25 protein-coding genes are annotated in these 24,942 nt (G+C 63.5%); 12 read left to right on the forward strand and 13 right to left on the reverse strand.

Annotated features, from left to right (window positions below; genetic code table 11):
* Positions 1–17: 17 nt before the first annotated feature.
* Genes pqqE through pqqA form a run of 5 tightly spaced genes read right to left on the reverse strand, consistent with a single transcriptional unit; the run spans position 18 to position 3,146 of the window.
* On the reverse strand, positions 18–1,103 hold the full coding sequence (gene pqqE, locus L1069_RS17770) for a pyrroloquinoline quinone biosynthesis protein PqqE (RefSeq protein WP_237456574.1): 1,086 nt from the start codon (positions 1,101–1,103) through the stop codon (positions 18–20).
* Positions 1,100–1,387 carry a pyrroloquinoline quinone biosynthesis peptide chaperone PqqD gene (pqqD, locus tag L1069_RS17775; RefSeq protein WP_129369631.1) on the reverse strand — a complete coding sequence of 96 codons (288 nt, stop codon included), beginning with the start codon at positions 1,385–1,387 and terminating at the stop codon, positions 1,100–1,102. Before pqqD ends, pqqE begins: the two co-directional genes overlap by 4 nt.
* Positions 1,384–2,136 carry a pyrroloquinoline-quinone synthase PqqC gene (pqqC, locus tag L1069_RS17780; RefSeq protein ID WP_237456575.1) on the reverse strand — a complete coding sequence of 251 codons (753 nt, stop codon included), beginning with the start codon at positions 2,134–2,136 and terminating at the stop codon, positions 1,384–1,386. Before pqqC ends, pqqD begins: the two co-directional genes overlap by 4 nt.
* Positions 2,133–3,017, reverse strand: coding sequence for a pyrroloquinoline quinone biosynthesis protein PqqB (gene pqqB, locus L1069_RS17785; protein WP_237456576.1), 885 nt, complete (start codon positions 3,015–3,017; stop codon positions 2,133–2,135). The genes pqqC and pqqB overlap by 4 nt, the downstream gene beginning before the upstream one ends.
* Before the next feature lie 21 nt (positions 3,018–3,038).
* Positions 3,039–3,146 carry a pyrroloquinoline quinone precursor peptide PqqA gene (gene pqqA / locus L1069_RS17790; protein WP_237456577.1) on the reverse strand — a complete coding sequence of 36 codons (108 nt, stop codon included), beginning with the start codon at positions 3,144–3,146 and terminating at the stop codon, positions 3,039–3,041.
* 137 nt (positions 3,147–3,283) lie between these two features.
* Here pqqA and L1069_RS17795 point away from each other — a divergent pair, with 137 nt between their 5' ends.
* Both L1069_RS17795 and L1069_RS17800 read left to right on the forward strand, forming a co-directional pair.
* On the forward strand, positions 3,284–5,368 hold the full coding sequence (locus tag L1069_RS17795) for a 4Fe-4S binding protein (RefSeq protein WP_237456578.1): 2,085 nt from the start codon (positions 3,284–3,286) through the stop codon (positions 5,366–5,368).
* Positions 5,365–6,267 (forward strand): FAD:protein FMN transferase, encoded by a 903-nt coding sequence (locus L1069_RS17800; RefSeq protein WP_237456579.1) that lies wholly within the window; start codon positions 5,365–5,367, stop codon positions 6,265–6,267. The genes L1069_RS17795 and L1069_RS17800 overlap by 4 nt, the downstream gene beginning before the upstream one ends.
* 2 nt (positions 6,268–6,269) lie before the next feature.
* Here L1069_RS17800 and L1069_RS17805 read toward each other — a convergent pair whose 3' ends face one another.
* Complete coding sequence (locus L1069_RS17805) at positions 6,270–7,172, reverse strand: transporter substrate-binding domain-containing protein (protein WP_237456580.1); 903 nt, start codon at positions 7,170–7,172, stop codon at positions 6,270–6,272.
* Positions 7,173–7,190: 18 nt separating this feature from the next.
* Positions 7,191–7,868 (reverse strand): cytochrome c-550 PedF, encoded by a 678-nt coding sequence (gene pedF, locus L1069_RS17810; protein WP_237456581.1) that lies wholly within the window; start codon positions 7,866–7,868, stop codon positions 7,191–7,193.
* Between the two features lie 170 nt (positions 7,869–8,038).
* Between pedF and L1069_RS17815 the strand changes: the two genes are divergently transcribed.
* The 9 genes from L1069_RS17815 to L1069_RS17855 all read left to right on the forward strand — a co-directional run bounded on the left by L1069_RS17815 (position 8,039) and on the right by L1069_RS17855 (position 18,419).
* The gene (locus L1069_RS17815) at positions 8,039–9,202 is read left to right on the forward strand and encodes an ABC transporter substrate-binding protein (protein ID WP_237456582.1); all 1,164 of its coding nucleotides are present in this window, start codon (positions 8,039–8,041) and stop codon (positions 9,200–9,202) included.
* Positions 9,199–10,176, forward strand: coding sequence for a YVTN family beta-propeller repeat protein (locus L1069_RS17820; RefSeq protein WP_237456583.1), 978 nt, complete (start codon positions 9,199–9,201; stop codon positions 10,174–10,176). Before L1069_RS17815 ends, L1069_RS17820 begins: the two co-directional genes overlap by 4 nt.
* 106 nt (positions 10,177–10,282) lie before the next feature.
* Positions 10,283–10,681 carry a hypothetical protein gene (locus tag L1069_RS17825; RefSeq protein ID WP_237456584.1) on the forward strand — a complete coding sequence of 133 codons (399 nt, stop codon included), beginning with the start codon at positions 10,283–10,285 and terminating at the stop codon, positions 10,679–10,681.
* A complete protein-coding gene (locus L1069_RS17830; protein WP_237456585.1) occupies positions 10,678–11,397 on the forward strand; it encodes an ABC transporter ATP-binding protein in 720 nt (239 codons plus the stop codon). The genes L1069_RS17825 and L1069_RS17830 overlap by 4 nt, the downstream gene beginning before the upstream one ends.
* Complete coding sequence (locus tag L1069_RS17835; protein WP_237456586.1) at positions 11,394–12,194, forward strand: ABC transporter permease; 801 nt, start codon at positions 11,394–11,396, stop codon at positions 12,192–12,194. Before L1069_RS17830 ends, L1069_RS17835 begins: the two co-directional genes overlap by 4 nt.
* Positions 12,195–12,407: 213 nt before the next feature.
* Entirely contained in the window at positions 12,408–14,174 is a 1,767-nt protein-coding gene (locus tag L1069_RS17840; protein ID WP_237456587.1) for a PQQ-dependent methanol/ethanol family dehydrogenase, read from the forward strand.
* A 141-nt stretch (positions 14,175–14,315) separates the two neighbouring features.
* Complete coding sequence (locus L1069_RS17845) at positions 14,316–15,011, forward strand: response regulator transcription factor (protein ID WP_237456588.1); 696 nt, start codon at positions 14,316–14,318, stop codon at positions 15,009–15,011.
* Positions 15,012–15,044: 33 nt separating this feature from the next.
* A complete protein-coding gene (locus L1069_RS17850; RefSeq protein ID WP_129369619.1) occupies positions 15,045–16,214 on the forward strand; it encodes an FIST N-terminal domain-containing protein in 1,170 nt (389 codons plus the stop codon).
* Between the two features lie 3 nt (positions 16,215–16,217).
* The gene (locus L1069_RS17855) at positions 16,218–18,419 is read left to right on the forward strand and encodes a PAS-domain containing protein (RefSeq protein ID WP_237456589.1); all 2,202 of its coding nucleotides are present in this window, start codon (positions 16,218–16,220) and stop codon (positions 18,417–18,419) included.
* Between the two features lie 17 nt (positions 18,420–18,436).
* On the opposite strand, the gene L1069_RS17860 is transcribed toward L1069_RS17855, so the two are convergent.
* From L1069_RS17860 to L1069_RS17880, 5 genes are all read right to left on the reverse strand, one after another.
* Positions 18,437–18,784 carry a DUF779 domain-containing protein gene (locus L1069_RS17860; RefSeq protein WP_205877333.1) on the reverse strand — a complete coding sequence of 116 codons (348 nt, stop codon included), beginning with the start codon at positions 18,782–18,784 and terminating at the stop codon, positions 18,437–18,439.
* A 71-nt stretch (positions 18,785–18,855) separates the two neighbouring features.
* Complete coding sequence (gene adh / locus L1069_RS17865) at positions 18,856–20,400, reverse strand: aldehyde dehydrogenase (RefSeq protein ID WP_237456590.1); 1,545 nt, start codon at positions 20,398–20,400, stop codon at positions 18,856–18,858.
* A gap of 391 nt (positions 20,401–20,791) precedes the next feature.
* On the reverse strand, positions 20,792–20,944 hold the full coding sequence (locus tag L1069_RS17870; RefSeq protein ID WP_164982673.1) for a hypothetical protein: 153 nt from the start codon (positions 20,942–20,944) through the stop codon (positions 20,792–20,794).
* A gap of 436 nt (positions 20,945–21,380) precedes the next feature.
* Positions 21,381–21,905, reverse strand: coding sequence for a phage integrase N-terminal SAM-like domain-containing protein (locus L1069_RS24290; protein ID WP_343328069.1), 525 nt, complete (start codon positions 21,903–21,905; stop codon positions 21,381–21,383).
* 58 nt (positions 21,906–21,963) lie between these two features.
* Entirely contained in the window at positions 21,964–23,055 is a 1,092-nt protein-coding gene (locus L1069_RS17880; protein ID WP_237456591.1) for an IS110 family transposase, read from the reverse strand.
* Between the two features lie 201 nt (positions 23,056–23,256).
* Between L1069_RS17880 and L1069_RS17885 the strand changes: the two genes are divergently transcribed.
* Positions 23,257–23,889 (forward strand): tyrosine-type recombinase/integrase, encoded by a 633-nt coding sequence (locus tag L1069_RS17885; RefSeq protein ID WP_237456603.1) that lies wholly within the window; start codon positions 23,257–23,259, stop codon positions 23,887–23,889.
* A gap of 222 nt (positions 23,890–24,111) precedes the next feature.
* Here L1069_RS17885 and L1069_RS17890 read toward each other — a convergent pair whose 3' ends face one another.
* Positions 24,112–24,915: an IclR family transcriptional regulator gene (locus tag L1069_RS17890; protein ID WP_129369615.1), complete on the reverse strand. Its 804-nt coding sequence runs from the start codon at positions 24,913–24,915 to the stop codon at positions 24,112–24,114.
* Between the last annotated feature and the right edge of the window lie 27 nt (positions 24,916–24,942).

Here is a 24,942-nt window from a genome sequence, read left to right on the forward strand (position 1 = left end):
GTCAAGGCTCGCGTTACTTAGCAGGCCGCACTCCGGTAGAAAAAAGCAGTTTCAGTATTGCTCCCACCTGTTTCAAGAAGCTCAATCACAGTCTGATGCCGCGGTGACTTCCGGCACACGGGATCGGTTGCGCCTGCATCCCCGGCCAGGGCCAGCGCCTGACAGCGGCAGCCGCCAAAATCGGTTTCCCTTCGGTCGCAGCTGCGGCAGGGCTGCGGCAGCCAATCCGTGCCCCTATAGGCATTGAATGCCGCGCCCTCGTACCAGATCGCCGCCAGCGGTTTGCTGCGTATATTGTCGAAGTTCAGGTGCGGGATGGTCTGGGCCGCATGGCAGGGCAGCACGGTGCCGTCTGGCGCGATGTTCAACCCGGCTGTGCCCCAGCCGCCCATGCAGGCCTTGGGATAATCCGCATAATAGTCCGGCGGCACGAAGTCGAAGGCCAGCACCCCGCGCAGCCGCTGCTCTGCCTCTGCGACGATGCGTTTGGCGTCCTCAGTCTGCGCGCGCGTCGGCAGCAGCTGGGCCCGGTTGCGGGACGCCCAGCCGTGGAACTGGACGCAGGCGACCTCAAGCCGCCGGGCACCCATTTCGACAGCCATGTCGACGGTGCGTTCCAGATCATCCAGATTGTGCCGGTGCATGACGGCGTTCAACGTCAGGGGAATTTCCCGGGCCTTGATCTCCGCCGCGATCTTCATCTTGCGGTCAAACCCGCCCTTGTAGCCGCCGATCCAATCGGCAAGTCCGGCGCTGGTGCCCTGCAGGGACAGTTGAATATGGTCCAGCCCTGCGACCTCCAGCGCATCCAGCCGCCTGGGCGTCAGGCCGATGCCGCTGGTGATCAGATTGGTATAGAGCCCGCAGCCCTGTGCCGCGGCGGTGAGCTCTGCCAGATCCGGGCGTGCGGCGGGCTCGCCACCGGACAGGTGCAATTGCAGGACACCCAGTTCGGCAGCCTGGCGGAAGGCATCCTCCCATTCAGCGGTGGTCATCTCCGCCTCGCGGCCCAGCAAGTCCTGCGGGTTGGAGCAATAGGGGCAGGCCAGCGGGCAGCGGTGCGTCAGCTCAGCCAGCATCGCGATGGGAGGAGGCACGGTCATGACCGCACCGCCAGATACATGCGGGCCCGCAGACCAGCCAGAAAGCGCTGCACATCCCCGGCGATCTGCTCCGACGGGGCATCGTAGGCCGCCGCCAGACCGGCAACGATTTCCTTGAACGAAGCGCGTCCATCCACCCGCGACAGGACCGCCTCGCCGATGGCATCTAAAGCAATGGCCTTTTCCGGGCAGAGCAGCACCGTGCCGCCCCGCACCTTATCCGTGATCATCCGCACCCCGCGCGGCAGATAGGGGCGGTCCGTGGGGGCAAGCGCCAGTGTCATGCCAGCCCCTCGCCCGGCTGCCAGGCGCCCGGCGGAGTCCGCCCCGGCTCCACATAGGCGCCCCAAAGCGCATCCAGCTGCGCCCACAGGACATTGGTCTTGAAGATCAGCGCCGCGCAGGCGGCGTCTTCCTTTTCCGGGGTGTTGGCGTTCTCCAGCACCCAGGCCAGGCCGAATTTCACGTCCTTCGGCGCCTCGGTCAGCCGTTTGCGGAAATAGGACAGGCTGGCGGCATTGGCAAAATCGTAGTGCTGCAGCAGGCCTTCGATCCGCCGTTCGTGGATGGAGGGGGCGAATAATTCCGTCAGCGACGAGGCCACCGCCTGCAAGAGCGGCATGTCGCGCACGTAGCGGACATAAGCGTCGACAGCGAATTGGGTGGACGGCAGCACGCCCCGGCCGGAGGCCACATAGTCCGGATCCAGCCCGACCGCTTCGGCCAGCCGCAGCCAGCGGCGGATACCGCCGCCCTCGCTGACGCCGCCGTCATGGTCTTCGATCCGGCTGCGCCAGGCTCGGCGCATGGCGGGATCGGTGCAGCGGGACAGAAAGGCCGCGTCCTTCATCGGGATCGCCGCCTGATAGGCCCAGCGGTTGATCACCCAGGCACGGACCTCGTCAGGCGAACACTCCCCGCCGTGCAGCCTGTGGTGAAACGGATGCTTGTCGTGGTAGAGCGCCGCGCCGATGGCGCGCAGGCGGGCCTCAAGCGGTTCTCTGGCCGACATTTCCCGGGTTTGGGCTTTCATAGCGCAATCTCCATTCCATCCGCTGCAATTGTCCATCCTGCGGCCAGCACCTGCGCGCGCTCGGCGCTGCCGGGCTGCCAGACGGGATTGGTGTTGTTGATGTGAATGAACGTCTTGGCGGCATCCACATTCCGCAAGCTGGCGATGGAGCCTAGGGGGCCGCTGATGGAGATATGCCCCATCCGCTGGCCGGTCTTGGTCCCCGTCCCGCTCTGGATCATCTCCTGATCGTGCCAGAGTGTGCCGTCAAAGAAGATGTGATCAGCATCCGCCAGTATCTCCAGCAACTCTGCGGAGACAGCGGAACAACCGGGAATGTAATAAGCGGTTTTGGTGCCGTCGGTCAGCCGGACGCCGACTGTCTGCTCGCCCATCAGATCCGTCTCCACCTGCCCGCCTTCCAGGAACAGCGGCACCTTGCCGGGCACCGCGAAGACCGTTGCCTGCAGGCCCGGAAGCAGCTCGAAGCCGTCGCTCAAGCGCACAGGGTTGCGGTCGACAGCCGCCGGAAGCGCGTTGAACACCGGGTTCGCCGACAGCAACTCCAGCAGACCCGCCGTGGCGAACAAGGAAAACGGCGATTGCTCCCGCAAGGACAGCAGCCCCGCGATGTGATCAATATCGCCATTGGTCAGCAGCACTGCGCGCAGTGGGCAGTGGCGCAGCGATTGCGGGTGCATGGACGGGCAGTTCTGCAACTGAACACGGATGTCGGGAGAGGTGTTCAGAACCGCCCAGTTCTGCCCGTCCAATGTCACGGCCAGCGAGGACTGGGTGGCGGAAGCGATCCTGCCGAGACGCGCGTCCCGGCAGTTCCGGCAGCCGCAATTCCATTGCGGCAGGCCGCCACCCGCTGCTGCACCAAGAACCAGAAACCGCATGGCCGTTTTCCTGTTTCGCGATCAGAACAGATCGGGTTCGTATTCGCGGCCCTCGTCCTCGGACGGAGAGTACATGTTGATTTCCATGCCGCAGTTTAATTCTTTCAGTTTCGGGGCAGACCAGGCCATTTCATCCTCCTTTGCTGGCTTCAATCCCGTCAGCCTACCCTCCCGTCCCGGGCCCCGGTATTGGCCTTTGGTCGTAGGGACGGCCTCAGACTTTGGTCCAATGGCACGGGACGTATATGCCCGGCAGACTGCCAGCCATGCGCGTATCCTGGATCATACTCTGGCTTCAGGCCTGGCTGCTTGCGGCGGGCGCGCTGGCGGCGTCACCATTGCCGCGCGAGGAGATTAGCGCCCTGATCATGCCGCCGTTCTCCTTGGGGGAGCCGGTGAACGGCAAGGGCGTTTATACGCTGCTAAACTCCGGCGGGGCGGAGGCGGGCTATGCCTTTGAAACCGAGCCCCTGGCCCCCCTGCCCGGGTTTTCCGGCGCGCCGGTCAACGTGCTGGTGCTTCTGGACCTGGACGGCACCTTTCTGGATGTCCGGCTGATCAGCCATAACGAGCCAGTCTTTGTCTCTGGGCTAGGCCCAGCCCCGTTTCACAAGTTCTTTGAGCAATATCCCGGCCTGTCGGTCTTTTCGGCGATCACTGTCGGCACTCCCTACGGCGAGGCGAGCTCCGGTTCATCCCTCGTTTATCTTGACGGGGTAACCAAGGCGACCGCGTCGGTGCGGATCGCGCATGACTCGGTTATGGCGGCAGCGCTGGCGGTCGCGCGTGAGAAGATGCACGGCGTCATCACCGCCCCCCCGGCCCGGCCGGACCCGGACTACAGCGAGGCGCTGGACTGGGCCGACCTGGTGGATCAGGGCTTGGCCACCCGCGCCACCATCTCCAATGAGAAGGTTGACGCGGCCTTTGCCGGCACCCTCTGGGCCGATGACGATCCGGAGGCGCAGCAGCACCCCGAGGCACCCTATCTGGATCTCTGGATCGTTGACCTTGGCCCGCCGTCAATCGCACAGGCGGTTCTTTCACCAGACGGTTATGATGAGCTGCAGGAGTTCCTGACGATCTCCCCCGATGATGAGCCGCTCTTGCTGATCGAGACCGGCCGTCACGGGCTGGTCAGTTCGGATTTCATCCGCAATACTGCGCCGGACCGGGTTTTTGCCACACAGAACGAGCTGCCGGTCGCGCTGCGGGACAGTGATCTGCTGGTGGAGCTATCGCCGGACCTGCCCGGCCCCTTGCACGACGGTACTGCGATGATCCTGCGGGCGGACCGCCGCCTCGGGTTTGACCCAGCGCAGGAGTGGACGCTGCACGTCCAAGCGCTACGCGCGCATGGCATGTTCCAGCCTGAGACAGGCACTGTGGAACTCCCCGTAACGCACCAGACCCACGAGCGTTTTTTCCTGCGCGCCGCCCCCCCGGCACCGGTGCCCCCCTGGCTGGAGGCAATGCGCAGCCGCCGTACAGACCTGATCGTTCTGGCGTTGCTGCTGACCGCGCTGACCGCCGCGCTGCTGTTGGCTCAAGGCCGGATCGCCGCCCGCAAGGTGCTGACACCGCTACGGCTGACGGTGCTGGCGGTTGTCACCCTGTTCATCGGCTGGTGGGGCCAGGGTCAGCTGTCCATCGTCACTGTGCTTGGCGTGCTGCGTACCGCAGCCGAGGGCGGCAGTTTTGCTTTCCTCGCCTACGACCCGTTTTCGCTGCTGCTTTGGGGATTTGCCATCTTTGGCCTTTTCCTGTGGGGCCGGGCGCTGTTTTGCGGCTGGCTGTGCCCGTTCGGCGCGCTGCAGGAATTCGCACACCATCTGGGACGCAGGCTAGGGCTGCCGCAGGTACCCCAACCGCCGATCTGGGACGGACGGCTCAGATACATCAAATACGGGGTTCTAGCCGGACTGGTATCTCTGCTGTTCCTAGCTCCCGCGCATGTGGATACCGCGGCAGAGGTTGAGCCTTTCAAGACCGCGATCACCACCTATTTCCTGCGCGAATGGTATTTCACCGCCTATGCCGCCTTCTGGCTGGTGGCGGGGCTGGTGCTGTTCAAACCGTTCTGCCGCTACCTGTGCCCGCTGGGCGCGGCCATGGCTGCGGGCGGACTGCTGCGGCAACGCAACTGGATCGCGCGGCGCACCGCCTGCGGCAGCCCTTGCCAGCTGTGCCGGGTGAAATGCGCCTATGGCGCTATCGAACCATCCGGCTCGGTCCGCTATGACGAATGCTTCGGCTGCCTCGACTGTGTGTCGATCCACGACGACGCGGCCCGCTGTGTGCCGCTGATCCTGGCGGCACGCAAGAAACAACAGCTGGAGGCTGCGGAATGAGCGCAAAACTGACTCGCCGCCGGTTCCTGACAATCTCTGCCGCCGCCCTCGGCGTCACAACTCCTGCGGCGAGAGCCGCGCCCGTTACCTGGCACGGGTTTGCCCTCGGCGCAGAGGCGCGCCTTACCATTCACGCGCCGCAACCGCAGGCAGACCGAGCAATTGCCGCCGCGCAGTCGCAGCTGCGTCAGGCCGAACAGCTGTTCAGCCTTTATGATCCAACCTCCTCGCTGTCCCGGCTGAACCGGTCGGGATTTCTGAAAACACCGCCCTTGCCGTTTCTGCGCTTGATCCGGCTCTGCACCCGGATGCACACAGCTACCAAAGGCGTGTTCGACCCGACAGTCCAACCGCTGTGGCACGCCCGGTCACGCGGAGGCCGCGTAGACGAGGCAGCCCGCCTCGTGGGCTGGCATAAGGTCTCAGTGACGGAAAAGGCGATCCGGCTGGCGCCGGGCCAGGCGCTGACCTTCAACGGCATTGCCCAGGGCTATGCCACCGACATGGTGCGCACGGCGCTTGGCCGTCTGGGGTTAGAGCGAATTCTGATCAATGCCGGCGAGTTTGCCGCCCTCGGTGGTCCGTTCCGTGTTGGGCTGGCCGATCCTGAGCGCGGTGTCTTTGCAGCGCGCAGTTTGACTGACCGGGCCATCGCCAGCTCCAGCCCCGGCGCACTGGAATTGAAGGGCTCGGCGCATATTCTACATCCCGCCCTTGACCGCCAGCCGCAGTGGGCCACGGTCAGCACCGAGGCTGCGAGCGCCGCGCTGGCGGATGCCGCCTCCACCGCCTTTTGCCTGATGCAGGAAAGTGAAATCACCGCCGCGTTGGCGCGCCTTCCGGGTGACTTCAGCGCGACCCTGCTGACACTGGATGGCCGAGTGAAAACAATGGGCTAAGGTCAGCGTAACTCCGGCGGCCGGTGGGTCAGGCTGTGGGCTGCGAAAATGGCGGCAATCCGGCCGTCCTGCAGCGCAGCGGCAATGGCATCCTCTACCGCATAGGCCAGCGGGCGGTAGGAGAAATGCACCGCCACCCCGGCAGTCCATGTGCTTGCGGAGAACCCGGGCAACGGCGGCGTGTGGACGGCTGTCTGCGCGGTCAGCCCGGCCTCCAGCTGCGCCAGCGGCCCCATTGCGGCCTTGGTCTCCGCCCGGTCCAGGCCCGCCATGGCCGCCGCTGCCGTCGGGTAGCGGCGGATATTGCCGCTCAACTGGCCGCCGGGAAAGGCCGAGAGGTAGAAATCGGCAATCGAGTCGTTCTCCACCGCGACGCTGTCGAAGCGGAAATAGGCCGGCACCGGCGGGTCTTCGGGATAGGCCTCCCGGCGGTAGGCGATGGCGACCTCCTCGACGTGGTACTGACCGGTGAACACCACCTGTTCGACCCGGCAGGCAAATTCGCTGTCATAGGGCACATGCAGCATGACGTTGGCCACGCCGCCGCCCACGATAGGCCCCTTCCAGATCCAGTTGCGCAGATCCGCGTCCAGATTTTCGCCCGCCGGGACCAAAGTGAATCGGGCGTCGACGCCCAGTTCCCCGGCAATCAGCCGGGCGAGGTCGATGTCGGCGCCTTTGATGCGGCCCGCTTCCTCATAAGACCAAGGGGGAAACTCCTTGTAGGCCGCAAACGTGATGAAGCCGCGCTCAAGGATAGTCTCGAGATCCTGCCCGACGATGTCGCGCGAGGCGTTCTGCGGCTTTGGCTGCGGCACGTGATCCGCACAGCGGGCCTGCCCGGGCTGCGCCCAGCCGCAGGCCAGCGCAGCAATCACAAGAAATCCGGCCAGCTGCTGTTTCATGTGCCGAAGCCCCCTGCCTCAGTGCGCCGCCGAAAGGCCGACGGTCAGGACCTCCGCGGCCCCGGCAAAGTCAGGCTGCGCGCCGCCGATCAGGCTGGCAGCCCGGTAGGGCGCGCTGTCGGCCACCGGAGCACCGGACCCGGTTTCGACCCCTTGCGCGATTTTTGAAAGCTCCGCCCGCAGCGCCGCTGCATCACCGCCGCTGCCCCCGGCCAGCGCGGTCAGCTCGTCGCGGATTTCCAGCAGCCGGTCAGTGGCCTCGTCCAGCGCGCCGTCATCAGGCCGGGTTTCCAGATAGGTACGGATTGCCCAGGCGGCCTTCTGGCCCAGCAGCTCCCCGAAAGCGGGCATCTTGGTGATACCGTTCTGAGTGTAGCCAGTGCGGAACCGTTCCACAAACCACTCGTCGCCCATCTCCTCGGCCTCCAAGTAACGAAGGTCCGGGGCCAACCCGCCTGAGACGCCACCCAGACCATGGCATCGGGCACAGTTCTGGTTGTAGCCGCTGCCGCCGATGTCGATCGCCGCCTGCCAGACCTCCGCTTCCTGGCCGCGATAGGGGTTTTCGGTCAGCCATTCCTCGCCCACTTCGGGCAGGGCATCGGTATTCACAGGCTGCGGCGCGACGTCTCCGTGGGCCTGCACCGTGGTGGCAAGAGCCGCGAACCCGAGGGCTGCAAGAGGCAATTTGAACATAAGTTCCTCCCGTAAGTTTGAGCTTGCCGCAACCATAGCCAGTCCGGGCCATGCCCCGATACGCGACTTAAGTCGGCCACCGGCCCCGACAGCCTACGACCTTGGTCCAATGGCCGCGGGGCTGCAGGCGGCAGTACGCTCGGCCCATGCAGCCAGAACAGGGTGCCCCGATGCGCTTTCTAATCATACTCCTGATGGCCCTTTGCCCCACCGCCTTTGCCGCGCCCAACATGATTGAGGTGCCAGTCATTTATCTGAAACAGCAGAAGCAGCAGCCCCCAACCCTTTCTAATCTCGACCCGCCACCCGCAGACCTGGGCGAGACCGGCGCCCGGCTGGGGCTGGCGGACAACCGGACCACCGGCAGCTTCCTTGGCCACAGCTACAGCCTGGAGGTGGTGGTGGTGCCGCCGGGCGGCGATTTCACCGCTGCGGTACAGGCGGCGCTGAGCCGAAGCACGCTGCTGATCCTGGATGCGCCCAAACCGGCGCTGCTGGCCGCCGCCGCCCTGCCGGAGGCGCAGGAGGCGCTGCTGTTCAACACCACCAGCCCGGACACCGGCCTGCGCAGCGGCGACTGCCGCCGCAACCTTTTGCATACCCTGCCCTCTGACCTAATGCGGAGCGATGCGCTGATGCAGTTTGCGCTCTCCAAGCGCTGGACCGGGCTGGCACTGATCGCCGGCAAGCACCCGCAGGACCAGGCTTTTGCCGGTGCCCTGCGCCAGAGCGCCGCCAAGTTCGGGCTGGAAATCACCGCCGAGCGGAGCTGGGATTATGGCGCCGATATGCGCCGCAATGCCGCCCAGGAGGTGCCGCTGATGTCGCAGGGCCTGGGCCGTCACGATCTGCTGCTGGTCGCCGACGAGTTGCAGGATTTCGCCCGATACCTGCCCTATAACACCTGGTTGCCTCGACCGGTTGCCGGCTCCGAAGGTCTGGTGCCGACCGCCTGGGCACCGGTGGTTGAGCAATGGGGCGCCGCGCAGTTGCAGTCACGGTTCCAAGAGCTTGCCGAGCGCAAGATGCTGGCGCGGGATTACGCCGCCTGGGCAGCGGTGCGCAGCATCGGCGAGGCTGTGACCCGCACCGGCTCAGCCGATGCAGGCGTCTTGCGCCGCTACATGCTGTCGGACGCGTTCGAATTGGCCGGGTTCAAGGGGCGCCCGCTTAGCTACCGCAGCTGGAACGGCCAGCTGCGCCAGCCGATCCCGCTTGCAACCCCCCGCGCGCTGGCGGCGCAGGCGCCCCTGCCCGGTTTCCTGCACCAGCACAGCGAACTTGACACTCTGGGCCTTGATGCGCCCGAAAGCCGTTGCGGAGCCTTCCAATGACCCATTTTTTAAAATCCTTTGCCCCCCTCGCGCTCTCGGCACTGCTGGTCCCGGCGGCGCCACTTAGCGCCGCGGAAATCTGGGTGACAAACGAAAAGGACGACACCATCAGTGTGATCGACATCGCCACGCTGGGGGTGGTCCGCACTATCGCAACGGGGGAGCGGCCGCGCGGCATCACCTTTTCCAAGGATTTTTCGCGGGTCTATGTCTGCGCCTCCGACAGCGACACGGTGCAGGTTCTGGATGCTGCCACCGGCGAGATCCTGCACGACCTGCCCTCTGGCGAGGATCCGGAGCAATTTGTGCTGCACCCCAACGACCGGCACCTTTACATCGCCAACGAAGACGATGCCGTGACCACGGTGGTGGACACCGAGACCCGCAAGGTGGTTGCCCAAATCAATGTCGGGATCGAACCCGAAGGCATGGCGGTCTCGCCCGATGGCAAAATCGCCATAACGACGTCAGAAACGACAAACATGGCGCATTGGATCGACACGGAGACGCAACAGCTGTTTGCCAATACGCTGGTCGACGCCCGCCCCCGCCACGCTGAATTCACCGCCGGAGGCAGCGCTCTGTGGGTCTCCTCCGAGATCGGCGGTACAATCACTGTCTTTGACACCGCAACCCAGGCCAAAACCGGCAAAATCACCTTCGAGGTCAAGGGCGTGCATCCCGACCGGGTGCAGCCGGTGGGCTTTGTCTTCACCGACGATGAAAAGACTGCCTTTGTGGCGCTTGGCCCGTCCAACCATGTGGCGGTGGTCAATACCCAGACGCTGGAGGTGGAGGATTACATCCTGGTCGGCCGCCGGGTCTGGCACATGGCGTTTTCCCCCGACAAGTCGCTGCTGTTCACCACCAACGGCGTTTCCGGCGATGTGACCGTGATCGACACCGCCCAGCGCCATGCGCTGAAATCGATCAAAGTCGGCCGTTTTCCCTGGGGCGCGGCGCTGCGCCCCTGAGACCTGCCGCGCCCAGGAGGCGCGATGCATCCCTTTAGGAGTAACTTTAATGCTAAAATTCTGCATTCTTGCCGCAGCACTGTGTCTGGTCCTACCTGTTGGAGCCATGGCCGACAATGATGAAGAAGACGGTGCGGGGATCGGCCTTGCCGGGCTGTTGTCGGCGTCCAACAAAGAAGACCTGCCGCCCATCATCCTATCAGCCGGGATGCCGCTGGCCGATGCTCCCTGGGAGCTGAAATCCGGCACCTATTACGAGTTCGAAATCCAGGGCGACGGCAGCCAGGAACTTGCGTTGACCGGGGCTGATTTCTTTCGCGCTATCTGGATCGACGAGATCGTGGTAGAGGGCCTGGAAATCCGCCCGCTGGGTCTCGACAGCATCGAATTCGACGAGGCCGGCGAGATGGAAATCGGCTTTATCGCGCTGAAGCCGGGGAATTACCATCTCAAAGTGCCCGGCTCCACCGGCGATACTCAGCGATTAGAGATCACCATCCAATGACCGGGCTGCGGGTCGATAATCTGAGCTATGCTTACGGTACCCGGCAGGCGCTGGACGGGGTCAGCTTCCGGGTTGAGCCCGGCACTTTCTGCGCACTGCTGGGCCCCAACGGGGCTGGCAAGTCGACGCTGTTTGCGCTGCTCACACGGCTGTTCACCGCGCCGCAGGGCAGGATCGGGATTGCCGGCCACGACATGGTACACGCCCCGCGCAAGGCGCTGCGCCAGATGGGTGTCGTGTTCCAGCAACCGACACTGGACCTGGATTTGACGGTGCAGCGCAACCTCAGCTATTTCGCGGCGCTGCACGGTCTGTGCGGTGCCAGGGCGCAGGCCCGGATCGAGGCCGCGCTGGAGCGGCTGGAGATGCGCGGCCGGCTGGGTGAGCGTGTGCGCGACCTCAATGGCGGCCACCGCCGCCGGCTGGAGATCGCCCGCAGCCTGATCCACCATCCCAAGGTGCTGCTGCTGGACGAGCCAACGGTGGGGCTGGATGCAGCAACCCGGCGCGCAATCACCGCCCATGTCCATGACCTGTCCCGGCGCAAGGGGCTGACGGTGCTCTGGGCCACCCATCTCACCGACGAGGTAGAGGACGCCGATCAACTACTGATCCTGCACCGCGGCAAACTGGCGCAAAACGGCACCACCCGCCAGCTGCGCGGCGGCCTGGGGCTGGCCGATCACTTCCTCAGGCTTACGGGTCAGGCCGCATGACCGCCTGGCTGACAGCCCTTGTGGCAATAACGCAGCGCGAAGCGCTGCGGTTCATCGGCCAGCGCGGACGCTTCGTCGCGGCGCTGGTGCGGCCAATGCTGTGGCTGGTGGTCTTTGCCGCGGGTTTCCGCGCTGCGCTTGGCCTGTCGATCGCCCCGCCCTACGCCACCTACACCACCTACGAGGTCTATATCGTGCCGGGGCTTTGCGGCATGATCTTGCTGTTCAACGGCATGCAAAGCTCGCTGTCGATGGTTTATGACCGGGAGATGGGTTCGATGCGGCTGCTGCTGACCAGCCCGCTGCCGCGCTGGTGGCTGCTGGTCTGCCGGCTGCTTGCCAGCACCGCGATCTCTATCCTGCAGGTCTATGTTTTTCTGGCGCTGGCGGCGCTGTTCGGCATCCGCTTCGGCTGGGGAGGCTATGCCGCGCTGCTGCCCGCCCTTGTCCCAGCCGGGCTGATGCTGGGAGCGCTGGGGCTGGCGCTGTCTTCGGTGATCCGCCAACTGGAGAACTTCGCCGGGGTGATGAATTTCGTGATATTTCCGATGTTTTTCCTGTCCACCGCGCTCTACCCGCTATGGAAGATGGCCGAAAGCTCGGCGCTGCTGCGCGACATCTGCGCCGTGAACCCTTTCAGCCAGGCAGTCGAGCTGATCCGCTTTGCGCTTTACCAGCAACTGAACGCAGGCGCGCTGGCCTGGGTTCTGCTGTCGGGGCTGGTCTGGCTGGGGCTGGCGGTATGGGGCTACGACCCGGCGCGCGGGCTGATGCGCAAGGCCGCGAAACCGGGGTGAGCTGCCACCCTCTGCACCGCGCGGCAAATTCACCGCAGACCCGGTCCGCAAGGCTCCGGGCATTGCTGCGTTGCTCCGGCCTCCCCCCTTACCGCCGCCCGCATACGACCATTGTGCAATACCGCCGGCCCGGCGCGCCTTGGATACTGTGGCAGGCCGGCAGCCCGCACCGGGTCGTGGCTGTTGAGGATCCAATGAGAGGGAGGAGCCAGAATGAACCGCTTCATCACGGCGGTCGCCGCAGGGACCATGATGGCGGGCGTCAGCCACGCCGGGGTCACCGAGGACGACCTCAAGAACGATCAGACGACCACCACGCAGGTGGTCACCAACGGGATGGGGCGGCACCTGCAGCGCTACAGCCCGCTGGACACCCTGAACAAGGACAACATCCCTAATCTGGTGCCTGCCTGGGCCTTCAGCCTCGGCGGCGAGAAGCAGCGCGGCCAGGAAACCCAGCCGCTGATCTACGACGGCATCATGTACATCACCGGCTCCTATAGCCGGGTGTATGCCATCGACATCGAGACAGGCCAGGAGATCTGGCAATATGACGCCCGTCTGCCCGAAGGCATCCTACCCTGCTGCGATGTGGTGAACCGCGGCGGCGCGATCTATGGCGACACCTTCTATTTCGGCACGCTGGACGCCCGCATCGTGGCGCTGGACCTCAAGACCGGAGACGTGAAGTGGCGCAAGAAGGTGGCCGACTACAAGGCCGGCTATTCGATGACCGCGGCACCGCTAATCGTCAACGGGCTGGTGATCACCGGCAACTCCGGCGGCGAGTTCGGCATCGTTGGCGAGGTACAGGCACGCGACGCCGAAACCGGCGAACTGGTCTGGACCCGGCCGGTGATCGAGGGCCACATGGGCACCTTCAAGGGCGAGGAAAGCACCATGACCGGCACCCTGAACGCCACCTGGCCGGGCGACATGTGGAAGACCGGCGGCGGCGCCACCTGGCTGGGCGGCTCCTATGATGCGGAGACAGATACGCTGGTCTTCGGCGCGGGCAACCCGGCGCCCTGGAACAGCCACCTGCGCAACGCGGGCACACCGGTTGAAGGCAACGCAGGCGACAACCTTTATGCCGCCAGCCGCATCGGCATCGACCCTTCGAACGGCGAGATCAAATGGCACTTCCAAACCACCCCGCGCGAGGGCTGGGATTATGACGGCGTCAACGAGGTGGTCGCCTACACCGACCGCAGCGGCAACAAGCGCTTTGCCACTGCCGACCGCAACGGCTTTTTCTATGTTCTGAACCGCGAGGACGGTAAATTCGTCAGCGCAACGCCCTTCGTCAAGGACATCACCTGGGCCGAACGCATCGACGACACCGGCCGCCCGGTGTTCAACGAGGACAACCGCCCCGGCAACCCCGCGGACGCAGCCGATGGCAACAAGGGCGAGGTGATCTTTGCCTCGCCATCGTTCCTGGGCGGCAAGAACTGGATGCCGATGGCGTTCTCGCAGAACACCGGCAATTTCTATGTGCCCTCGAACGAATGGGGCATGGATATCTGGAACGAGCCGATCAGCTACAAAAAGGGCGCCGCCTATTTGGGCGCGGGCTTTACCATCAAGCCGAACTACGAGGACCATATCGGCAGCCTCAAGGCGATAGACCCCGACACCGGCACGGTCAAATGGGAGTTCAAGAACGACTCGCCGCTATGGGCCGGGGTGATGACCACTGCGGGCGGTCTGGTGTTCACCGGCACGCCCGAAGGACGCTTCATTGCCTTTGACGACGAAACCGGCGAGGAGCTTTGGTCGTTCCAGACCGGCTCCGGCATTGTCGGCCAGCCGATCACCTGGGAACAGGACGGCGAGCAATATGTCTCGGTCATTTCCGGCTGGGGCGGCGCGGTGCCGCTGTGGGGTGGCGAGGTTGCCAAGAAGGTCAACTATCTGAATCAGGGCGGCATGCTCTGGACGTTCCGCCTGCCCCGCCAGCTAGCACAAGCAGACTGATTCCGGCCGGCAGAGGGCCGCAGGCAACAAACTCAGGCGCGCCTCCTGCGGGGGCGCGCCCGCCATATGCGACTTTAGGCGTATACCGCTGCTGCCGCCGGCTTGCTAAGCTGGCAGGAAAACAACAGCTCTGGTGCAGATATGCCGACACACACGGACACGCCGATCACCCCAGGGTTCCACGCGGCGCTGCTGGTGGATGACCACCCGCTTTTCTGCGACGCCCTGGCGATGACACTGCAGGCGGTCACCGCAATCAGCAGCATGCACACCGCGCCGGCCCTGCAGGCCGCGCTCGACATGATCGCCGACGGCATCCGCATCGACCTAGTAGTGCTGGACCTGAACCTGCCCGACGTCAACGGGCTGGACGGGCTGCTGCGGCTGCGCAAGGTGACGGGCTGCCCGATCCTGGTGGTCTCCTCGATGGCCGACAACCGCATCGTCAGCTCGGTGATCCATGCCGGGGCCAACGGCTTCATTCCCAAACACAGCCAGCGCGACGTGTTCCAGAAGGCGGTGGAAGCGATCAATCAGGGCAAGGTGTTCCTGCCCGAGGGCTGCGTGCTGCTCGATGACAAGGCCGGCAGCAGCGACGACGTGCTGCAGCGGCTGTCGCAGCTGACCAATCAGCAGGCCCGGATCCTTCAGCTGATCTGCGAAGGCAAGCTGAACAAGCAGATCGCCTATGAGCTGTCGATCGCCGAGACCACGGTCAAGGCCCATATCACCGCCATCATGCGCAAGCTGGGGGTGCAAAGCCGCACCCAGGCGGTGCTGGCCGCCAAGCAGGCGAGCTTTGCAAACGTCTTGCAAGACGCGCCGCCGCCCGCCTAGTCTGGCGGGTGGAATTTTGGGAGGAGAAAGAGGATGGACCCTGTCGATGGCCCGTCAGGCGCGCCCGTGGCGGAGCCGCAGGTTGTCCGGTCCGGCTCGGTCGACTGCCGGGCGCCGGACGCTGTCGAACAGCTGGCCCAGGCGCTGAACCCGAACGGCCTGTCGCTGGTGGTGCTGTTCCTTTCGCCGGACACCGACGTTGACCGGCTTATCGGGGAGGCGCAGCGCCGGTTTGCCCCGGCGCAGGTCGTCGGCTGCACCACCGCGGGGGAGATTTCTGCGGGCGGCTATGTCGAAGGCGAGATCGTCGCCATCGGCTTTGCCCAGTCGCATTTCCAGACCCGCACCATCCTGATCGAGGATCTCGGCAGCTTCGATCCGCACTGCGTGATCGAGCGGATGATCAGCAACCGCAACCACATGGCGCAGAACACCGTGGACTGGGTCTCGGACTTCACCTTCCTGCTGGTCGATGGGCTCTCCACCAAGGAAGACACGCTGACCTCGCAATTGTCTATCGGGCTGGGGCCGGTGGCCTTCTTCGGCGGCTCGGCGGGCGACGGCACCAACTTCGGCAGGACCTTTGTTCTGCATGGCGGCCAGGCCCATTCCAACGCCGCCATTCTGATCCAAGTCCGCAGCCGCTGCCCGATCGAGGTGTTCAAGACAGACCACCTGATCCCGTCGGAAAAGCGCATGGTGGTGACCGGGGCGGATCCGGCCCGGCGGGTGGTGCATGAAATCAATGCCGAACCGGCCGCCCGCGAATACGCCCGGGTGCTGGGCAAGGACCCGGAGCAGCTGACCGCCTTCACCTTTGCCGCCCATCCCGTCGCGGTGCAATTCGGCGACCAGCACCACGTGCGTGCCATCCAACGCGTCGCCGACAACGACGAGCTGGTGTTCTTCTCAGCCATCGACGAGGGCGTAGTGCTGACCCTGGCCGAACCGGAGGACATGGTGACCCACCTGGAGCGCGAGATGGCCGCCCTCAGTGCCAGGCGCCGCCCCGAGATCATCCTGGCCTGCGACTGCATTCTGCGGCGGCTTGAAGCGCAGCAGAAACAGGTCTCACAGGACATTTCCCGCATCCTCCGGGACAACAGGGTCGTCGGCTTTTCAACCTATGGCGAGCAGATCAACTCGATGCACGTCAACCAGACCCTGACCGGGGTGGCGATCTACCCGCCGGACGAGGGCTGAGCGATGGTGCATGAGCTGATCGACCCCCGCGACCCGCCGGAACGGCAGAACGAGAAGCTGCTGAAAATCATCGAGACCCTGATGCGCCGGGCCGAGCAGAGCTCGGAAGCCTCCGGTGAGGCCTACGCCCAGTTCCAGCGCGCGGTGATGCTGGAGGAGGAGGTGCGCCTGCGCACCCGCGAGCTGGAGCACGCGCTGGACCTGCTCAACGAGTCGAACGCCCGGCTGGCGCTGGCCAATGCCGAGACCGAGGCCGCCCGCGCCAACCTGGCGAACGCGATCGAGACGGTGCAGGAAGGCTTTGCGCTGTTTGACGCGCAGGACGTGCTGGTCATGTGCAACACCCGGTTTGGCAAGCACATGACCGATATCTACCATCTGCTGCGCCCGGGACTGAAATTTGCCGACTATGTGAACCTGGTGGCGACCAGCGCTCATCTGGCGCTGCCAGAGGGGGAGACCGCCGTCGGCTGGGAAGCTTACCGGATCGCCCGCCACAAGGACGACCATGCGGTGTTCAACGTGATGATGGCCGGCAACAGCTGGCTGCAGGTCAGCGAGCACCGCACCCCGGACGGCGGCACCGTGATCCTGCAGACCGACATCACCGACATGATGCGGCTGGAGCGGCAGGAGCGCGAGCGGCTGCTCGACGACCAGTCGCGGGTGATCAAAGCGACGCTGGAGCATCTCGACCAGGGGGTCTGCATCTTCGACGCCCAGAACCGCCTGGTCGGCTGGAACCACCGCGCCGGAGAACTCCTGTCGATGCCTGCGGGCAAATTCCAGCTGGGCATGTTTTTCGCCACCCTCTACCGCCAGGCCGCGGACAGCATCCGCCTGCTCGGCGGCACCCGGCCGGAAGAGGTCGAGGCCTGGGTGGCCAGCACCGCCAAGCGGGCGCCCCTGTCGTTCGAGATCGGATTGGGCCGCGACCGCGTCCTGGCGGTCTTTGCGCAGCAGATGCCGGACAAGGGCTTTGTGATCAGCTTTACCGATGTCACCGCCGAACGCGCCGCGGTCCGCACCATCTCCCAGGTCAACGAAACGCTGGAGCAGCGGGTGGCCGAACGGACGCTGGAGCTGGAGGACGCGCTGTCTGAGGCGGAGCGCGCCAATGCCTCCAAATCGCGGTTCGTCGCCGCCGCCAGCCACGACCTGCTGCAGCCGCTGTCCGCCGCCAAGCTCTATGTCGGCTCGCTGGAGGACGACCTGCAGGATGCGGGCTTCAGGGACCGGGCGGCCAAGGCTGGCAACGCGCTGGTCGCGGTTGAGCGGATCCTCGGCGCCCTGCTGGACATTTCCAAGCTCGACTCCGGCCTGGCGGCAATCGACCGGAGCGCCATCAGCCTGGGCGGCATGCTGGACCAACTGAAGGACGAATTGGAACCCGTCGCCCGGCTTAAGGGGCTAGAGTTCCGGGTCGTGCGCAGCGGTGCAGTGGTGGAAAGCGACGCCGCCTACCTGCGCCGCATCCTGCAGAATCTTGCCTCCAACGCCGTGCGCTACACCACCAGCGGCAAGGTGCTGATCGGGGTGCGGCAGCGCCGCGGCCGGGTGCTGCTCGAGGTCCGCGATACCGGCCCCGGCATCCCGCCGGAGCATCAGGACAGGGTGTTCCAGGAGTTTCAGCGTCTCAACGCCAAGGCCAGCCCGTCGGACGGCATGGGGTTGGGTCTCGCCATTGTCGAACGGGCCTGCCGGCTGCTGAAACATCCGCTGAACCTCACCTCGGAGGTCGGGCGCGGCACCTGCTTTTCGGTGGAGCTGCCGCTGAGCACGGCGGCGCGCCCACCGTCGCCCTTGCCCGTCCCCGGCACCGGCGCCGCGGTGCCGTTTGCGCACCGGATCGTGGTTCTGATCGAAAACGACACCGGCCTCAGGGCGGCGCTGGAGATCACGCTGGACAGCTGGGGGCTGAATGTGCTGCCCTGCGCCAGCTGCGCCGAAGCCAGCGCGCTGCTGCAGGAAATCGACATTGGCCCGGATGCGATCATCGCCGATTACCAGCTGGACGACGGGGCACTTGGCACTGATGCGATTGCCACGCTCCGGGCGCAGCACGGGCCGATCCCGGCCTGCCTGGTGACCGCCAACCGCTCTCCGGATCTGGCGGCTGCCTGCGCCGGGCTGAACGCGGCGCTCTTGCACAAGCCGATAGACACTGGCGCGCTGCGCGGCTTCCTTGGGCGCGCGCTGGCCTGACCATGGTGCGGCGCAACTCAGCGCAGGCACACGTCCGAGCGGGTCAGGAACCGCTTGCCGCTGCCGTTCTCCAGCGAGAACATCCCGCCGATACCGTCAATCGCGTCGATCACCAAATTGGTGTGCTTCCAGCGTGCATGCTGATCGGCATTCATGTAAAACGGCACCCCTCCGATTTCCCCAACCAGCACATCGCTGCCGCCAATGATGTAGTCGCCCTGCTGAAAGCACATCGGCGCGGACCCGTCGCAGCAGCCGCCGGACTGGTGAAACAGCAGATCCTGCCCGAACCGCGCCTTCAGCGCGCCGATCAGATCCAGCGCCGCCTCTGTTGCCGTCACGGTCATGCCAGTAGCCCCGGTCATTGCAGTCTCCCCCGGTTGAACGAAAAAAGGAACGGCCCCGGACACCCGGGGCCGCCTGCAGCGCGACTTGCTCAGAAGAAGCCCAGCGCGTTGGGGCTGTAGCTGACCAGCAGGTTCTTGGTCTGCCGGTAGTGGTCCAGCATCATCTTGTGGTTCTCCCGGCCGATGCCCGACTGCTTGTAGCCGCCAAAGGCCGCATGGGCCGGATAGGCGTGATAGCAGTTGGTCCAGACCCGGCCCGCCTGGATGTCACGGCCAAAGCGGAAGGCGCGGTTGGTGTCGCGGGTCCACACGCCGGCGCCCAGCCCGTAAAGCGTGTCATTAGCGATCTCAAGCGCCTCGGCGTCGTCCTTGAAGGTGGTGACGGACAGCACCGGGCCAAAGATTTCCTCTTGGAAAATCCGCATCTTGTTGTGGCCCTTGAACACCGTCGGCTCGATGTAATTGCCGCCTTCAAGCCCCTCCAGGGCAGAGACATTGCCGCCGGTCAGCAGCTCGGCCCCCTCGTCCTTGCCTAGCTGCAGGTAGGACGCGATCTTCTCCTTCTGCTCGGCGGAAGCCTGAGCGCCGATCATAGTGTCCATCGACAGCGGGTTGCCTTGCTTCACCGCCTTCACTCGTTCAATCGCGCGGGCCATGAAGTCGTCGTAGATCGATTCCTGGATCAGCGCCCGGCTGGGACAGGTGCAGACCTCGCCCTGGTTCAGGGCAAACATGGTGAAACCTTCCAGGCATTTGTCGAAATAGGCGTCATCGGCGGCCATCACATCCTCGAAAAAGATGTTCGGAGACTTGCCGCCCAGCTCCAGTGTCACCGGGATCAGGTTCTGGCTGGCATACTGCATGATCAGCCGCCCGGTGGTGGTCTCGCCGGTAAAGGCGATCTTGGCGATCCGGTTCGACGAGGCCAGCGGCTTGCCCGCCTCCAGCCCGAAGCCGTTGACGATGTTCAGCACACCCGCGGGCAGCACATCGGCGATCAGCTCCGCCAGCACCATGATCGAGGCCGGGGTCTGCTCGGCCGGCTTCAGCACCACGCAGTTGCCCGCCGCCAGCGCCGGCGCCAGCTTCCAAACTGCCATCAGCAGCGGGAAGTTCCACGGGATGATCTGCCCGACCACGCCCAGCGGTTCCGGGATGTGGTAGGCATAGGTGTCAGCATCGATTTCGGAGATATGGCCTTCCTCGGCGCGGATGCAGCCCGCGAAATAGCGCCAGTGATCCACACAGAGGGCGAGGTCGGCTGCAATCGACTCGCGGATCGGCTTGCCGTTGTCCAGTGTTTCCGCCGCCGCCAGCAGCTGGGTGTTTGCCTCCATGATGTCGGCTATTTTCAGCAGCATGTTGGCACGTTCGGTGGTCGAGGTCTTGCCCCAGGCCGGAAACGCCGCATGAGCCGCGTCCAGGGCTGCCTCAACATCCTCGGCGTTGGACCTGGCAATCTCGCAGATCACATCACCGGTAATCGGAGTGGTGTTTTCGAAATACTGACCTGAGCGGGGCTCGGTGAATTCACCGTTGATAAAGTTGCCATAACGCGGCTTGAACGGAAAATCGACGCCCAGATGGGCCGTGTCCAGTGCCGCGTTGGCCAGCCCGTTCGTGTGGATGTTCATGCCATTCCTCCCAAGAATTGATCCAAGAAATGCAGCGGAGCTGGTGGCCATGCACCTTAGATTGCAGGCACTGGGTCCGGTGCTGCCTAAAGGCTTAGACCATCGGCAAAAGCCGCGGTATTCGACCAAAGTCCCTGCCGGCCACTAAGTGGGGGAGAGGAAAGCTGTGGGCACAACCTGTTATTTCGCTACGGTTGGCGCACCTATGCAAGGTGCGGCCACCATGATTTCCGTCTAGCGTGAAAAGCCGCAAAGATGGGCTTGTGAAACCGGCAAAATGACATTTTCCGAGAGCCTGGCAAAGCGCTGTTTAGAGATGCTGGGTAAACCTTGGAGCAATCTTGAAGTGAAGAAATGACATTCCAAAGTCTTCCAATAGGAATGGATACACTTACTGCGGCAGGTACCCTTTTTCTTTGAGGTGGTCGTTCAGAAGCCGTTCGACATAAGAGGCCACTGACCGGTCATCCTCCGCCGCGGCCTTCTCTACTGCTTTCTTGGTTTCATCCGTTACACGAACAGATATCGCTGATGCTTTGGGCATGTGTTCATTTGTGTGCAGCTGACATTCAGTTGCACACATTTGCAACGGGCCGAGGGGAAAGTAGAAGCTCCCAGCCCGGCCTTAACCAAACCGATCTCGTGGAAGGAGTCCGACTATGGCTGATACTTGCCGTATCACGCGCCCGGGCGCGCTGAAAGCCCTGTGGCCCGCATCTGCCGCAGATACCAGCCCCACGTTCAACACTCAAACTTTCGACACGCTGACCAAGGCAGTGGACGAAGCCCTCGAACTGGGGCGTGGCCTGTCCCACGCGCTGTCGTGGGATCCCGCAACAACCAATTTCCAGGAAGCAGCCGAAGCGCGTTGGCAGGATTGCCTTAAACTCAGCGGCGACATCCTGACCGCTCAGCTGGCCAGCGCCGATGATTTGCCTTTGCAGCGCATGAGCAGGCTGCTGCACATCCTCATCGAATCTTCAGGGCCGGAAGAGGTTCTCAGGTTTCAGCAGCTGCTCCATGAGAACCAGGAACTTCAGCCCGGTCATGGTTTGATTGCGCGTACAGATGCTGCTGCCGCTATCCATCAGATGCCGCTGGAAGTCCTGCACATCATCGGGTGCCGCGGTCTCGGGGGATCGTCCGAGCCAGGCTGCAAACCGCTTGCAGGCCCGCAAGTGGCTGGTTTGAGAAGCCGGTCCCAGATTGCGCGCCGGCATATCGGTAATCATCCGGGCGCAACGGGGGGTCATCGGTGTGGGCTGCTGAACGGTCATCGAAATCCGAGAAGTAAATCCCGGTTCCGCGCAACGCCAGCCACAGGCGCCCATATCGCGGAGCAATTTAGTGCCTGGGCTCACATGTATGTACCGGCTGCTGTTCGCAAGTGATTTTTTGCATGGTCTTGGAAGTCGCTCACGTGTATCCGGCCTGTTGATCGGCACGCGGGCCGTGGCCTTGTTGGGGTTACGCACGCGCCGTGATCTCTTCAGCCGCGAGGTCATTTCTGACCGAGTGAGCCCTCAGATTTTGGGTGCGTAGTTGCTCCGTTCCAGCTTTCGATTAGTCTCGAACTCCTTCGGGCCGTGTCGGCTCAGATGCCGGCGACGACCTCATCTTTTGACGCATCAAAGGTCGTTTTTTTTGTCTCAAAACACTCCAAGCCGTTCGTGCCGGCTTATTGGCCAGCGCGACTGCAAGCTTGTTGTTGTTCATCCGCTCTGCTGCTTTAGTCAGCCACTCGCCAAGCCTGTAGTCTGGCCATCTGTTTGGTCGCATCAGAATGACCTTGGCTGCTTGAACGAAGAGCATTCGCAGGTATCGGCTTCCTCGTTTGGTGATGCGCCCAAGGACCGTTCGCCCGCCCGTGCTGTGTTGACGGGGGGCCAATCCCACCCAGGCCGCAAAGTCACGCCCTCGACCCAAGGCCTCTCCTGTGCCAATGGCAGCAACCATGGCCGTCGAGATCATCGGACCAATGCCAGGGATCGTCATGACGTTGACGCAATTCTCTTCGATGCGACTGATTTGTTCAATCTCTTTCGAGACGGTATCGATCCGGTCATCCAGCCAGAGCCAATCACCAAAGAGACCAATCAGGATTGTCCGCCTGCGCGGCGATATCTCGTCCTTGCGCTCCTCCAGGATCGTCTCAAAAGAGTTCTTCAGAGCCCGCAGACCTTTGCGCACCGTGATGCCCTGTTCGATTAGAAAGGCACGGATCCGATTGATCGTCGCTGTCCGGCGCGACACCAGCCGTGACCGAACGCGGTGCAACGCTTGCAGGTCCAGCTGCTCCTGGCTCTTCTCGGGGACGGTCGGCAAGTTAGATCTCAATGCCGCTTCGGCGATCGCCTCCGCGTCGTTGTAGTCGTTCTTCTGCCCCTTGATGAAAGGCTTCACGTAGATCGAGGGAATGATCCGCAGCTCGAAGCCCATCTCGCGAAGCGTTCGGCTGACAAAATGCGCACTCAAGCACGCCTCCATGCCAACGACGCACCGGGGCAGTTTCTCAAACGCAGAAACCAGCGCCAAGCGCTTGATCTGTTTGCGCATCACCAGCCGCCCGTCAGGGTCGATTGCCACGATATGGAATGTGTCTTTGCCGATATCGATGCCAATCGACATCAGTTCATCAAATGCCTTCTTCGTCATGCTACTTCTCCTTCTCGCAGAAATAGGCAAAGCCTAACCTGCGGGGTGAAGCAGCCGGTACATCCCATCAGCCGCCGAATGCATCGGCAGAAATGGTGTTCTCGGCTGACTTTCGAGAGCAGGCATTCACTCCGCTTGTACGATGACATCGTCAGCGCGGTGCTGAGGTCTGGGGATGGAGGGAAGATCGGAGGGCAAATCATGCCAAGAGTCCAACTTCCCGCTGTCACTCCGAAACGAAGAGCCTGGAACAAAGGCCGGATCATTGGCCAGAAACGACCGCTCCTGCCGAAACAGGTCTGGGCGATCCGTGCGCGTCTCGAATTGGCGAAAAACTTGCGCGATCTTGCGCTGTTCAATGTAGCGATTGATAGTAAGCTTCGCGGATGCGATTTGGTCGAACTGGCCGTCACTGACCTGGTAAGGGATGATCGCGTTCGCGAAAGGGTGTATGTGATCCAGAGCAAAACCAAGCGGCCCGTTCAGTTCGAACTCTCTGAAAACATGCGGGACACAATTGCCGCGTGGATCAAGTCGCCGGAAATGATCGGCTGCCGTTTCATGTTCCCCAGCCGGTTTCACGACCGCCCCCATATCTCAACGCGCCAATATGGCCGGCTTGTGCGGGATTGGGTGGCCGCGATCGGGCTGGAGCCCAGTGAATACGGCACTCATTCGCTGCGTAGGACCAAAGCAGCGGAGATTTACCGCAAAACCGGAAATCTAAGAGCGGTTCAACTTCTGCTCGGACATACCACGGTTGACAGCACAGTCAGATATCTTGGCGTCGAACTTGAAGATGCGCTGAGCATCGCCGAGCAAATCGACATTTGAACCACGTTGGCGGGCGGCACTTGCCGTTCGCCAATTCGAACCGGACCTACGTTCGCGCCGCAGCGGTGGTTTGAATCGAGCCCAAGCCAGGCAAATGTTGCAAAACGCACAAATGTCCTAAGCGGTCTGAGAAGCTGCCATCAAACGATGGCTCCGGGCCCTCCGCGAGGAATGGCGGCAAAACGAAACTCCGCCGGCAGAGTCGGTTACACCCGGGACGCCCTATTCATTCATCACAAGAGCGGACTGTTGGCCGGTCATCCTGCGGACCTCAGACACAGCTTCGGCAAGTGCCGGGCCAACCTCGTCAGAGATGCGTTGATCAGTAAGTTGCTTTGAGGTGGAACTTGCCAGAAAAGCCACCGGCTCACCTAAATCAGACGGACGGTATGGCACAGCAGCAGCGTTGATGGTCTCGGAAAACCGGCTTACGCCCCTCACCTGAGTGTAGCCGTCAGCCAGGATCTCATTATGCGCGGCAAGTCTTATTGCTGCGAATTCCGCCAGCAACTCTGCTGGCTCATCGCCTTGGCTTTCAAGAAAACGGGCAAATTCCTCATCGTTGAGCGCACCCAAATACGCTTTGCCGCTGGAAGAAGTATGAAGCGGCATCCGATAGCCGACATCCAGCCAGATTGCCGAGGAGTTCACTGGCCGCCAGGCCCTGGTCAGCAGCATCCGCTGGTCATCTTTGATGCTGATCGCCGTCAGCGTGCCGGTTTCATCCGCCAGCCGCTGCATAACCGGCGAAGCGATCTCGACAAAGGCAAAGGAGGCAGCCGCGATATTCCCCAGTGCAAGCGCCGCCGGGCCGAGACGGTATTTGTCGTGCCGCCGTCCATGGGTCAGGTATCCAAGCGCGCACAGGGTGAAGGTCAGCCTGGACACTGTCGGGCGCGGAATGCCGGTGCGCTCTGAGATTTCGAGGTTGCCCAATCCATCATCCGTCGGTCGGAAAGCCCGCAGAATTGTAAGGCCCCGCGCCAGTGTGTTGGCAAATCTTTTGTCCGATGCGTCGGCTGGCATGGTATTCCCTGTATCTATGCGGGCGTC

This window comes from Leisingera sp. MMG026 (assembly GCF_021654205.1).
Classification (GTDB): domain Bacteria; phylum Pseudomonadota; class Alphaproteobacteria; order Rhodobacterales; family Rhodobacteraceae; genus Leisingera.